Source organism: Pseudomonas sp. BB438 (assembly GCF_057180225.1).
The window spans coordinates 3,825,542-3,838,985 of the sequence record NZ_CM170001.1; the positions used below are offsets into that span (position 1 = coordinate 3,825,542).

Consider the following 13,444-nt stretch of genomic DNA (forward strand, 5'->3'; position numbering starts at 1 on the left):
GCGCCCGGCCGGCGCGTTCGCGGGTATGGTCCGTCATTTGTAGGACCGCAGGGCGCGTCTTGCGCCCTACGGTCCTGACTGCAGCTCCAGCATGAACTCGATGAACGCCCGCACGCGCGACGGTACATGGCGTGCGTGTGGGTAGATCAGCAGGAACGGCCGGCTGGTCTGCCCGTAGTCCTTCAGCACTTCCACCAGCTCGCCCCGCTCCAGCTCCTCCTGCACGGTAAAGCGATACGCCTGCATCAACCCGCCGCCGCACTTGGCCAGGGTCGCGGTAGCCAGGTAATCCTCCAGCACCGTGAGGCTGCCGGCCGTCTCGATTTCCACCGGCTTGCCATTGACCCGGAAGGACCAGGGAACGCGCCGGCCGGTGCTGGGCAGCTCGAACTGGATGCACTCGTGCCCGACGAGATCGTCCGGCGTCTGCGGCACGCCGGCACGCGCCAGGTACTCGGGCGTGGCGACCACCACGTTCTCCGCGTTCTCCAGGCGACGCGCCACCAGGCTGGAGTCCGCCGGGTCGCGGCCACGGATCGCCAGGTCATACCCTTCATTGGCGAAGTCGATGTTGCGGTTGCTGACGTGCACCTCCACCTGCACCTGCGGATAGCGCCGGCGAAACTCCGGCAGCCGCGGGAACAGCCGGTAATGCGCATAGGGCGTCGGCACGCTGATCCGCAGGCGCCCGGAGACGATGCTCTGCCCGCCGGTGACCGCACGCTCGGCATCCACCAGTTGGGTCAGCGCCTGCCGGCATTGCTCGAAGTAAGCGCGACCGTCCTCGGTCAGGCGCATCTGTCGCGTCGTGCGGACGAACAGGCGCACGCCCAGGCGTTCCTCCAGGCGCGCCACCGTGCGGCTCACCGCCGCCGGCGTGATCCCGGCCTCGTTGGCGGCGGCGGTGAAGCTGCCGGTTTCCGCCGCCAGGCAGAACAGCTCGATGCTGCCCAGTTGCAGGTCGTCGAAATGGCGGGGCATGACGTGGCTCGATTGATTACATGGAGTATCAATTCAAATGCCATCCGCCTCATTTTTCAAGTGGCGGCAGCCCCCTAGAGTGGCTTCCACGACGCGAGCACACCGCCCCGCCTCACTCTCGGAGACAACACCATGAGCAAGACCGTCATCGTCACCGGCGCCTCCAGCGGCCTCGGTTTCGCCATCGCCCACGCCTACCTGGCACGCGGCTACAACGTGGTCGGCAATGCCCGCACCCAGGCCCGCCTTGAAGAAGCCGCGGCCAGGCTGGGCAACCCGCACAACTTTCTCGCCGTGGCCGGCGACATCGCCAGGCCCGACACGGCAAAGCGCCTGTTCGCCCAGGCCATCGAAGCCTTCGGCCAGGTAGACATCCTGATCAATAACGCCGGCATCTTCATCGCCAAGCCGGTGGGTGATTACACCGTGGAAGAACTCGAGGCCATCGTCGACACCAACCTCAAGGGCTTCTTCTACCCGTCCCAGGCCGCGGCAAAGCACATGGCCGGCAACGGCTCGGGGCACATCGTCAGTATCACCGCTTCCATCGCCATGCAGCCCAACACGAAAGTCCCGGCACTGCTGCCGGTGCTGATCAAGGGCGGCCTGAACAGCGCGGTGCGCGGCCTCGCCCTGGAGCTGGCGGCCTCCCACGTGCAGGTCAACGCGGTGGCGCCCGGGATCATCGAAACCCCGCTGCACGCCGACGACGAAGGTACCCGCGCCTTCCTCCGTAGCCTCTCGCCCAGTGGCAAGATCGGCAGCCCGCAGGATATCGTCGACGCGGTGCTCTACCTGACCGACTCGACCTTTGTCAGCGGAACCATCCTCAACGTCGACGGTGGTTCCACCACTGGCGTCTGGTAAGCGAACCTTTCGACCAACAACGGAGAACCGCCATGCCCTACGTGAACATCCAGGTCACCGACGAAGGTGTGACCGCCGACGAGCGCCGCCAGCTCATCGAAGGCGTCACCGAACTGCTGGAGCGCGTGCTGCGCAAGCCGCCATCCACCACCTACGTGGTGATCCAGGAAATCGCCACCGACGCCTGGGGCGTGGGCGGCAAGACCGTCGCCGAGCTGAAGGCGAAGGGCAGGCACGGCAGCAGCTGACCGCGCGGGCACGCCGGGGCTCCCCAGAGCCTCCGGCGCTTGCCCTGCACCAAGCTGGTGCTGCTAGGATCAGGTGCCCACTCGCTCCTTCGACAGCCGAGGCATGGAATGCTCGCCGCGCTCAAGCGTTATCCGCTACAGGTCAACCTGCTGCTCAGTGGCACTTTCCTCCTTACCCTGGGGCGCGCCATCACCCTGCCCTACCTGGTCATCTACCTCTCGACCCAGTTCGGCCTGCCGGTCAACCGCATCGGCCTGATCATGGGCGGCGCCCTGTTCGGTGGTTCGCTGCTCAGCCTTTACGGAGGCTTCCTGATCGACCGCCTGCCGGGCTTCCGCCTGATCCTCGGCTTCGGCACCTGCTTCGTCGCCGCCTTCGCCGGGATGTTGCTGAGCACCCAGCTGTGGCTGTTCTTCCTGTTCCTGCTGGGCTTCAACTTCGCCTACTCGGTCACCGACGTGGTGGTGAAGACCATCTTCGGCCGCCTCCTGCCCGCCGGTGAGCAGGGCCGCGCCTTCTCCATCCGCTACACCCTGATCAACCTGGCGTACGCCATCGGCCCCTTCATTGGCGCCGCCCTGGCGCACTGGAGCCAGCACTTGCCCTTCGTGCTCTCGGCGAGCCTCGGCGCGCTCTTTCTGCTGGCCTTCGCGCGCTACGGCGACCGTGGCATGCGCCCGGCCGAAGGCGTGGCGCCGCCGTCGTTCATCGCGGTGATGGGCGTCCTGGCCAGGGACCACCGGCTGATGTACTTCACCATTGGCGGCGTGCTCACCGCCGTGGTGTTTGGCCAGTTCTCCGCCTATCTCTCCCAGTACCTGGTGGCCACCGGCACGGCGGAGTACGCCTACCAGGTGATCCAGACACTGCTGGGCGTCAACGCGGTGACGGTGATCGCCCTGCAGTACCTGCTGGGCAAGCGCATCGGCAACGAGCACCTGCAACGCTGGCTGATCGTCGGCCTGGCGATGTTCGTGCTGGGCATCCTCGGTTTCGGCCTCTCCCACAGTCTCGTGCACTGGGGCCTGGCGATGGTGGTGTTCACCCTTGGCGAGATCATCGTGATCCCTGCCGAGTACATGTTCATCGACCGCATCGCCCCGCTGCACCTGCGCGGCGTGTACTACGGCACGCAGAACCTGGCCAACCTCGGCGGCGCCTTCGGGCCGATCCTGGTGGGCTACTTCCTCACGCTGTTCGCACCGCATTGGGTATTCGTCATGCTCGCCGCCTTCATCGTCGGTGGCGGGGTGTTCTATGTGCTGGGTTCCAACCTGAGTCGACGCATCGCCAGCGAGGCTTGACCTCAAGTCCACTTGAACCGGGATGCTGGTTCCATCGGCTCATTCGAAGGAACCTGCCATGTCGCTCTCTTCCCTGCTCTCCACACTCGCCATCGGCGTTGGCGCCACCCTGCTGATGGATGGCTGGACCGTCCTGCGCCGGCGCCTGCTTGGCGTGCCCTCGCTGGACTATGCCCTGGTCGGCCGCTGGGTCGGTCACATGCCACGTGGCCGCTTCCGCCACGTGGCCATTGGCAAGGCCCCGCCAGTGGCCGGCGAACGCCCGCTGGGCTGGGCGATCCACTACCTTACCGGCATCGGCTTCGCCCTTGCCCTCGTCGCACTGACCGGCGCCGACTGGCTGTGCCGGCCGACCTTGCCGCCCGCCCTGCTGTTCGGCGTGGTCACCGTGGCGATGCCCTTTCTGCTGATGCAGCCGGCACTGGGCCTGGGCATCGCCGCGCGCAGGACCGCGAACCCGGCCAAGGCCCGCCTGCACAGCCTGCTCACCCACGGGATCTTCGGCCTCGGGCTGTACCTCGGTGCGACCACGCTTGCCCCGCTGATAGGCGCGAGGTGATGGGCTAACCTTGCTGCACACCCGAGCGCAGGAAGCCCCAGGATGAGCCGCATCGTCATTGCCGACCCGCAACCCTTCATGCTCGCCGCGCTGCGCCAGCACCTGGAAGCGGCCGGACACGAGGTCAGCGGCACGGCCGAAGACGGCCGCCGTGCCCTGGAACTGGTGCGCCGCCTGCATCCCGACCTGCTGATACTCGACCTCGACCTGCCCCGCATGGGCGGCCTGGAAGTGCTCCAACGGCTGCACCAGGAACTGCCCAGGCAGAAGGCCCTGGCCTTCACCCAGTTGTCCGGAGCGCACTACCAGGAGCTTGCCCTGCGCGCCGGCGCCAGGGGCTTCGTGCACAAGGGCGACCGGCCCGAGGAACTCGACGCGGCGGTGAAACTGGTGCTCAGCGGTCGCACGGTGTTTCCCGCGCGTCCCCCGCAAGGGTTGGGTGATACGCCGGAACGGGGCAACCTGGGCGAGCACATCACCCCCCGCGAACTCACCGTGCTGCAGTACCTGGCCCAGGGCTACCGGGTGAAGGATATCGCCGAAGAGCTGGCCATCAGCGATCGCACGGTCAGCACCTACAAGACCCGCCTGCTGGAGAAGACCCAGACCGACTCGCTGATCGACCTGGTGGACGCCGCCAAGGTGCGTGGCCTCATCAGCGACAGCGTGATCAGCCGCCTGGCCCTGCCGCCCGCGGCGAGTCAGAACAAGACCGAGGACCTGAAGCAACTGCTGGAAATCCTCCCCAACCCGGTGAGCCTGTGGAGTACCGATGGCCTGCTGCTGGCCTGCAATCAGGCTTTCGCCGACGTCTATGCAAGCGAACCCGGGCAACTGCTGGGAGCGCGCATCTTCGAGCTGGGCAAGGCGGACCCCGGATATGTGCTCCCGGCGCAGCAGGAATACCTCCGCTGCGCGACCGGCGACCGGCCTTTCTCGATGATTCTCGGCGCCCACGGCCTCGGAGATCGGCGAATTATCCGCGTCATCGGCGTACCACTGAAAGAGGCGAACGGCGAAGCGATCGGCGTGCTGACGTCCTATGTCGACATCACCGAGCACGAACGTTACGTCGAACGGCTGCAGGAATCCAAGGCTTACCTGGACTCGCTGTTCGCCAGTCGTAGCGAAATCCTCCTCAGCTCCGGGCAGGACCTGCTGGTTGAGATCGCGCGACTGGGCGAGCTGCTGGCCGATGCGCAGGCCCGACATCCGGAAGTCCAGGCACTGGCCGGGGCCGATCCGCTCCTGGCCAGGCTGCGCGACAAGATCGAAGTCCTGCGGGAGCTGACCGAGCTGGAACGCGGCACGGTGTTGGCGATCCCGCAGTCCGAAGAGCTCAATCGCCTGACCCGTCGCGCCATCGAGGCGAACTACCCGCCGCAGGGCTACCTGCCCAGCGCAGAGGACTGCTGGGGCTGGATCGATCCCAACCGCTACCAGCGCCTGATCGATGTTCTGTTGCGTTGCTTCGACAAGGCCGGCATCGGCGACCTGGAGCTGTCGGCGGCGACGGCGCCCCTGCTGCATGGCGAGGTGGACTGGCAACTGACGTTTCGCGCCAGTGGCGCCGCGGATATCCAGGCGCAACTGGGTGGCCTGGGCAGTCAGGCGCGGCTCCAGCTCGCCCAGCGCCTGTGCCGGTTGCTGGGCGGCAGCCTGGAGGTGGGCAGCCCGGCTCACCCCGAGGTCGCCGCATTGATCCATCTCAAGCTTCCCAAGGGAAGCCCGCGTTTCTAGTGCGCCCACTACAGCAGTTTCGGGCTCCCACGATGGGGCCTGCGCGTCCCTGAATCGATGCTTGCGCCATAGCCACGCTATGGAGAAGCATCATGAAGCATCCCGAGCCGGCGCCTTCGCGCCACACCTGCCCCAGTTCCCTCCACGTCCTTTGCATTGCCATTACGTTGGCGAGCAGCGGCTTGCCACTCTATGCCAGCGCCGACAGCAACCTGCCGCAAGGCGGATCGGTGGTTTCCGGCAGCGGCAGCATCAGCCAGAGCGGCCCGGAAATGACGGTCAATACCACCACGCCGCGCACCGCCATCAACTGGCAGCGCTTCAACGTCGGCGCCGACAACAAGATCACCTTCAACCAGCCCGACGGCAAGTCGGTCACCCTGAACCGCGTCATCGGCAGTGATCCCTCGAAGATCTATGGCGCGGTGACTTCCAACGGCCAACTGATCCTGGTGAACCCCAACGGCGTGTGGATCGGCCCGAAAGCGCACATCAGCTCCAGCGCCCTGGTCGCCAGCGCCGGTTTCCTCACCGAAGAGCAGGCCAGACAGTTCGCCGAGACCGGCAAGCTGGACATCCGGCTGACCGGCAACGTGACCAACCAGGGCCGCATCACCGTGCACGACAACGGCATGGTCGCCCTGTTGGGAGCCCAGGTGAATAACGCAGGGGTTATCCAAGCACGCAAAGGCCTGGTGCAGCTGGCGACCGGGCCGCAGGCCACCCTGGACTTCCACGGTGACGGCCTGCTCAACATCGCCGTGAGCGGTGAGCCCGGCGAGAAAGACAGCGTCAACGCGGATGTAACCGGTGGCGTGCACAACAGCGGCGAGATCGACGTCGGCAACGGGACTGTCGCCATGAGCGCGGACCGCGCCGCCAAACACCTGGACTCGGTGATCAACCTCGGCGGCAAGGTCATGGCCGACTCCGTCACCACCGATGGCGGAACCGTGGTTCTGGGCAATTCGGCGAAGACCAACGTCACCGGCAATATCAGCGCCACCGGGGTCAACGGCGGGCAGATCAAGGTGCTGGGTGACGAAGTGAACGTCGCCGGCAGCGCGAAGATCGATGCCAGCGGCACCCAGGGCGCAGGCGGCAAGGTGCTGGTAGGCGGAAGCTTCCAGGGCAAAGGGCCCGAGCAAGCGGCCAGGAACACAACCGTTGCCAAAGGCGCTCAGCTCAAAGCGGACGGGAGAACCGATGGCGGCCAGGTGGTCGTCTGGAGCGATGGCAAGACCCACTTCGCCGGCAACATCAGCGCACAAGGGGGGCAGAAAGGCGGTGAGGTTGAAACCTCCGGCAAACAACTGACCGTTACTGCGGATGCGCAGGTCAATGCGGCGGGCGGTCAGCAATCTGGCAAATGGCTGCTCGACCCAGAAACAGTGACCGTCGACAGTACCGGCAACCCCGACACCGTATCAGCTTCCACAATCGTGTCTGCCCTGAAGAACAACGACGTTGAGGTCAGCGCGACCAACCGCATCAATGTGAACGAAGCCATCGTGGCCCAGGACGCTGGCTATCACGTACTCAAGCTCATGACCAACGGCACTGCTGAACCGATCAGTGTCTATGACGATTCCCAGAGCCCCTTCAACGCTGCCAAGCGCAACGATAGCGGCTCGATCTATATCAACGCACCGATCCTGCTCAAGGATGGTCACCTGTTCATCCTCGCTACCGGCGATGTGATGCTCAACAACACCACCCCCGGCGTATCCGGCGAAGCCGGCTACATGGGACGTGCAATCATCGATGTCAGCGATGGAACGATCTGGATCAAGACTTCCAATAGCGCGTCGGTGATCCAGCAGGAAGGAACTGCACTGATTGGTAAGGACGTGGCCGTCCAGGGCTCCAGTGTGCTGCTGGACAGCTACCTCAACTACGCCGGCACACTTGCTGGCAAGGCCTCGAACGGCAAATTCATTTACAACCAGACCTCCAATGGCCCGGTGAATACCGGCAAGGTGCAGATCACCCAGGACGGCGTGACCCAGAGTATGGACGGGGTGTCCTCAGAGACGCTTTCCAAAGTTGGCGAGAAATGGATCTGGGAGCGTAACGGCCGGGTTACCCACCACCTGACAATCGATGACAGCACGCAGTTCCAGTACCTGGTATTCGAAGCGCTGGGCTATGTCGATCACAAGAATTACCAACCGATTCCTGGAGATACCAGAAGCAACGATTACTGGGTCAGTGACCTCACCTTCAGAAACCCCAGTACCGGTGACGTCTGGAAGATTGGAACGAACAATTCGAACGGCCAGATAGTGGTCACTCGCAACGGCGTCGTCACGACGGACCTGCCCCCTGGATTCAGTTTTGGCACCAACCAGGGATCCGTGAGTACTTCGCAGAATGGCATCGGCGTTACAGGTGGGTCGGGAGACCAGAACAACCCCAATGCCTCGAACTCAATCAACCTGAACGGGACTACGGGCAAAAGCGATCAACTGGTCGTTGACCTTGGCAGCTCGACGTCCTCTGTCGATGCCAACCTGACTGAGTTCAGGAACATAGGGAACAACTACCAGGCCGGGAAAATCAGCTTCCTCGCCGGCAATGACACAACCAACAACGGTGGCGTGCAGTTAGGCACACAGTCGAGCGCAATCCAGGGCAAGGTTCAGGACACGCAACGCGAGTATGGCGAAAAGAACCCCGAGTTCAGCGCGGCAATTAGCCCGACGGGTAATTCTGAGGCCTTTGCAGTAGACCAATTCGTCGATCATCAGCTGGGCCAAGATCGATTCTCGGTAACCCCTTCTACCTCTGCAACTGAGCATTCGAACGTCGGTACATATACGGTCGACGGAAAGCTGAATCCCCAAGGCATCATGGCCGACAGGCACCAAGCAGCCATCAGCGCCGGCACCATCACGGTGACCCCTGCTGAACTCACTGTGACCGCCAAGGACAAGAGCAAGACCTACGGCGATGCCGATCCGAAACTGGACTATGAACTCTCCGGCGCCAAGCTCGGCCATACCTCGGACGACCTGCTCAACGGCGGTGCCCTTTCCCGCCAGGCTGGCGAGAATGTTGGCCGCTACGGCATCGACCAAGGTCAGCTGGATCTGAACAATGGCCTGGGCGGCAACTACAGGCTGCGGTTCGTCGACGGGCAGCTGCAGATCACCCCCGCGACGCTGGACGTCCAGGCAGATAACCAGAGCAAGGTATATGGCGATGCCGATCCGTCGCTCACCTACCAGGTCAATGGTCTGAAGAACGGGGATAAACAGACTGACGTTGTCGGCGGTGGTGGACTCAAACGCGATGCCGGCGAGAACGTGAGTACCTACGGCATCACCCAAGGTGACCTGGCACTACTCAGCAGCAACTACATCCTGCAATTCCACGACGGGATATTCAGCATCACGCCCGCCGAGCTGACCGTCACGGCCAACAACCAGTCCAAGGTCTACGGTGATTCTGACCCGACCCTCACCTTCGAGGTGTCCGGGCTCAAGCGCGACGACACCCAGTCGAATGTGCTTAACGGCGGCGGCCTGCAAAGGGATGCCGGCACTGACGTCGGTCGTTACGGCATTCATCAAGGCACGCTGGATCTGAACGCAGCAGCCGGCCAGAACTATGTGCTGCGCTACGTGGATGGAGATTTCTACATCACCCCCGCCACGCTGACCGTCCAGGCCGATGGAAAGACCAAGGTGTACGGCGATCTCGACCCAGCCCTCACCTACATCGTCAGCGGTCTGAAGAATGGGGATACCCAGGCCGACGTTCTCGGCGGCGGGTTGGTGCGCGACCCGGGTCAGAACGTCGGCACCTATGGCATCCGCCAGGGTGATCTCGATCTGTCGTCAGGAAAAGGCCAGAACTATGTCCTGAGCTTCACGGGCAACGATTTCAAAATCACGCCCGCGACACTGACAGTGTCCGCCGATGACAAGACCAAGGTGTATGGCGAACTCGATCCTGAACTGAGCTATAAGGTCTCGGGCCTGAAGAATGGCGACCAACAGAGCGACGTGCTCAATGGCAAGGGGCTCACCCGCGACCTCGGCCAGAACGTGGGTGACTACGCCATTCGCCAGGGAGAGTTGGGGCTCAGTGAAAACAGCAACTATGTGCTGACCTTCGTTGACGGAAAACTCGCTATCACCCCGGCCACCTTGAAGGTCAAGGCTGAGGACAAATCCAAGGTCTATGGCGATGCCGACCCTGCGCTGACTCAGATCGTCACAGGGCTGAAAAACGGCGATACAGCAGCCGACGTGCTGAAAGGCGCGCTCGGTCGGGAAGCCGGCGAGGACGTCCGTGCGGGTGGCTACACCATCCACCAGGGCGAGCTTGGCCTGAACAATACCCAGGGCAAGAACTACGTTCTGGAGTTCGAGGACGGCAAGCTGACCATCACCCCCGCCAGCCTCACGGTAACAGCGGACAACACGGGCAAGGTCTATGGCGACCTCGACCCATCGTTGAGCTATCAGGTCAGTGGCCTTAAAGGAGCGGACACAGCAACCCAGGCACTGGCAGGCCAACTGGCACGCCAGGCCGGTGAGGATGTGAAAGATGGAGGCTATGCCATCAACCAGGGAAATCTGGGGCTGACTGGCAACGCTTCACAGAACTACATCCTCACCTACCAGGGCGGCACCTTCACCATTACCCCCGCCACCATCATGGTGCGCGCGGACGACAAGACCAAGGTCTATGGCGAGATCGATCCTGCGCTCAGCTATCAGGTCAGCGGGCTGAAGGGTGGCGACCAGCAGTCCTCGGTGCTCAGCGGGAACATCGCCCGCCAGGCCGGCGAGGATGTGAAGGCCGGCGGCTACGCCATCGGCCAGGGCGACCTGAGGAGCACGAGCCAGAACTACCTGCTGCAGTATGTGGACGGCACCTTCACCATCACGCCCGCCACCCTGCAGATCGATTTCGACGACCGCTCCAAGGTCTACGGCGAAATCGATCCGTCCCTGACCTACCGCGTGAGCGGGCTGAAGAATGGCGACAGTGCGGCTTCCGTGATCAGCGGAAGTGCAGGCCGTGCAGCCGGCGAGAACGTGGGTAGTTACGGCATTGGCCAAGGCTCGCTGGGCGCCAACGGCAACTACATCCTGACCTTCAACGAAGGCAAGCTGGCGATCACCCCGGCCGAGCTGACCGTCACCGCCGACCACAAGACCAAGGTCTACGGCGATCTCGACCCGACGCTCACCTATAGCGTCAGCGGCCTGAAGAACGGCGACACGCAGGCCTCGGTCACCAGTGGCAGCCTGGCACGCATCTCCGGAGAGAACGTCACGCCCGAGGGCTACGCCATCACCCAGGGCAACGTGACCCTCACCAGCGGCAACTACCGCATGGTGTTCAAGGACGGCAACCTGCAGGTCACGCCCGCCCCGTTGGTAGTCAGCGCCGACAACCAGAGCAAGGTGCAGGGCGCCGCCGATCCGGCCCTGAGCTGGAGCGTCAGCGGCCTCAAGGGCAATGACCAGGCCGCCATCGCCCAGGGCTCTCTGCAACGCGCGCCTGGCGAAGACGCGGGCGCCTACGCGATCAGTCAGAACCAAGCCTTCAGCGCCGGCAACAACTACAGCGTCACCTTCAGGGACGGCGCGCTGACCATCACCGGTCCGCTCGCCCCGGTACCGCCGGAGCAACCCGGCCTGCCACCGCTGCCGATGACCGCGCAGTCCCCCGGCAACGCCCGCTGCACCGCGCTGGAATCGCCGTCGGCCGCCTCGGCCAACTACTCGGTCTCCCCCGCCGTGGTGCGCAGCTACGCCGTGCAACTGGTGTGCAAGCCGCGTTCGTATGACGGCAAGAGCAGCACCACGCCCGACCTCGCTGACGTCCTGACCTACGCCAATAGCCTGTTCAAGGACGGTCACTTCATCGTCCCCGAGGCCAACCGCAGCGTGATTCCTCACGATCTCAAACCCGTTAACCATGGAGGGAAATAGCCATGAGAGCCTTTCCTTCGAAACTGCATATCCTCGCGGCAGCCGTGTGCTCCGCCCTGTTGCTGGCCCAGGCCCCGGCCTTCGCCGGGCCCCGTGCTCAGCTCGACCCCGGTCGGGTGGAAGTTCCCCGTCCCGACGGCAGCCGTGAAAACTCGACGCAGATGCCGTCGACCCTGCAACTGCCGGACACCGTCGTGGTCCCCGGCGAAGAGGAACCGCCCGCCGAAATGGTGGTGAACCCCAACGACACCACGCGCTTCCAGGTCGACAAGGTGATCATCCGCGGCACCACGCTCTACGCGCCCGAGGCCTTCGCGCCGCTGACCGCGAAGATCGAAGGCCGCCGCGTCACCCTCGGCGAGGTCAATGCAGTGGTCGCGCAGATCACCCAGCGCTACCGCCAGGCTGGCTTCCTGCTGGCCCGCGCCTACCTGCCCGAGCAGCGCCTGGAAAACGGCGAACTGCTGATCCAGGTCTTCGAGGGCCGGGTCAACGAAGTGAAACTGCAAGGCGACAGCAACAAGGCCGTGAAGCGTTATGCCAACAACATCCGCCAGGAAGTGCCGCCGAAAAGCGCCACCATCGAGCGCAACCTGTTGCTGATGAACGACCTGTCCGGCCAGCAGAGTCGCGCCACCCTCGCCGCCTCGCCGATGGAACAGGGCACTGACCTGATCGTCGACAACCAGATCCGCAAGTACGAAGGCTTCTTCGGTTTCGATAACCGCGACAGCCGTTATTTCGGGCCCTGGCAGGTCTATGGCGGGGTCGGCGTCAACGACCTCACCGGCCACGGCGACCACCTGGGCATCCGCGCCGGGCGGTCAGTGGAAGGTAACAAGATGACCTTCTTCGAGGGACAGTACGACCTGCCGGTGGGCGGCCAGGGCGATGTGGTGAGCTTCCTCGCCCAGCACAACGACGGCCATGCCGACACCTACTCCTTCCTCGACGCGAACAGCTCCGGCGACACCTTCGCGGTGCGCATCACCCGCCCGTGGATCCGCCAGCGCGACGAGACCTTCAAGACTTCGGCCGCCTTCACCTGGTACAACGGCAAGTCCGAGTACCTGGACGATCCACACAACCCGCCGTCCAGCGATGACCGTATCCGTGCCGTCCGCCTGGGCGCCAGCTACGACTTCTTCGACGATTTCGGCGGCAAGAACCTGGTCAAGGCCGAGCTGAGCAAGGGCCTGAAGATCATGGGCGCCAGCCAGGAAGACCGCGCCAACCCGTCCCGCGAGGGCGGCCGCACGGACTTCACCAAGCTGCAGGTGGACGCCCAGCGGCTGCAGGACCTTTCGAAGATCATCGACGGCATGAACCTGTACATTGCCGGCACCGCGCAGACCTCGTTCGGCCAGGCGCTGCTCTCGCCCGAGCAGTTCGGCGTCGGCGGCAGCGAGTTCGGCCGTGGCTACGACCCGTCGGAAATCACCGGCGACAAGGGCTTCGCGATGAAAACCGAGCTGCAGTACAACCGCATCCACACCTTCCGCGACCATGCCGTACCGACGCAGTACTACGCGTTCTGGGACGTCGGCAAGGTCTGGAGCGAGGACCCGAACTGGATCAGCAGCGAGAGCCTGTCCTCGACCGGTTTCGGTGCCCACCTGCAGGTGTTCAAGGACACCTACGTCTCGCCGGAAGTCGCCTTCCCGCTGACCCGTTCGGTCTCGGCCAAGGAACTGGACGACGACAACGGCAAGGCGCCGCGCTTCTACCTCAACTTCCTCAAGCTCTTCTGAGCTGCAACCGGGCGGCCGGCATCGCCGGCCGCCGCCAAC

General features: G+C 64.1%; 8 protein-coding genes. 7 read left to right on the forward strand and 1 reads right to left on the reverse strand.

What is annotated here, in order from left to right; translation table 11 throughout:
• Window positions 1-66: 66 nt before the first annotated feature.
• Window positions 67-981, reverse strand: a complete 915-nt coding sequence (locus AC1ZV1_RS17535; RefSeq protein WP_484292832.1) for a LysR family transcriptional regulator — start codon at window positions 979-981, stop codon at window positions 67-69.
• A gap of 132 nt (window positions 982-1,113) precedes the next feature.
• On the opposite strand from AC1ZV1_RS17535, the gene AC1ZV1_RS17540 reads away from it, so the two are divergent.
• The 7 genes from AC1ZV1_RS17540 to AC1ZV1_RS17570 all read left to right on the forward strand — a co-directional run bounded on the left by AC1ZV1_RS17540 (window position 1,114) and on the right by AC1ZV1_RS17570 (window position 13,405).
• Complete coding sequence (locus tag AC1ZV1_RS17540; RefSeq protein WP_484292833.1) at window positions 1,114-1,848, forward strand: SDR family NAD(P)-dependent oxidoreductase; 735 nt, start codon at window positions 1,114-1,116, stop codon at window positions 1,846-1,848.
• Between the two features lie 32 nt (window positions 1,849-1,880).
• Window positions 1,881-2,096: a tautomerase family protein gene (locus AC1ZV1_RS17545; RefSeq protein WP_484292834.1), complete on the forward strand. Its 216-nt coding sequence runs from the start codon at window positions 1,881-1,883 to the stop codon at window positions 2,094-2,096.
• 108 nt (window positions 2,097-2,204) lie between these two features.
• On the forward strand, window positions 2,205-3,401 hold the full coding sequence (locus AC1ZV1_RS17550; RefSeq protein ID WP_484292835.1) for an MFS transporter: 1,197 nt from the start codon (window positions 2,205-2,207) through the stop codon (window positions 3,399-3,401).
• Between the two features lie 58 nt (window positions 3,402-3,459).
• A complete protein-coding gene (locus tag AC1ZV1_RS17555; protein WP_484292836.1) occupies window positions 3,460-3,960 on the forward strand; it encodes a DUF2938 domain-containing protein in 501 nt (166 codons plus the stop codon).
• 42 nt (window positions 3,961-4,002) lie between these two features.
• A complete protein-coding gene (locus tag AC1ZV1_RS17560) occupies window positions 4,003-5,700 on the forward strand; it encodes a response regulator (RefSeq protein WP_484292837.1) in 1,698 nt (565 codons plus the stop codon).
• Window positions 5,701-5,792: 92 nt separating this feature from the next.
• Window positions 5,793-11,654, forward strand: a complete 5,862-nt coding sequence (locus AC1ZV1_RS17565; RefSeq protein WP_484292838.1) for an MBG domain-containing protein — start codon at window positions 5,793-5,795, stop codon at window positions 11,652-11,654.
• A gap of 2 nt (window positions 11,655-11,656) precedes the next feature.
• Window positions 11,657-13,405, forward strand: a complete 1,749-nt coding sequence (locus AC1ZV1_RS17570; protein WP_484292839.1) for a ShlB/FhaC/HecB family hemolysin secretion/activation protein — start codon at window positions 11,657-11,659, stop codon at window positions 13,403-13,405.
• Window positions 13,406-13,444: the final 39 nt, after the last annotated feature.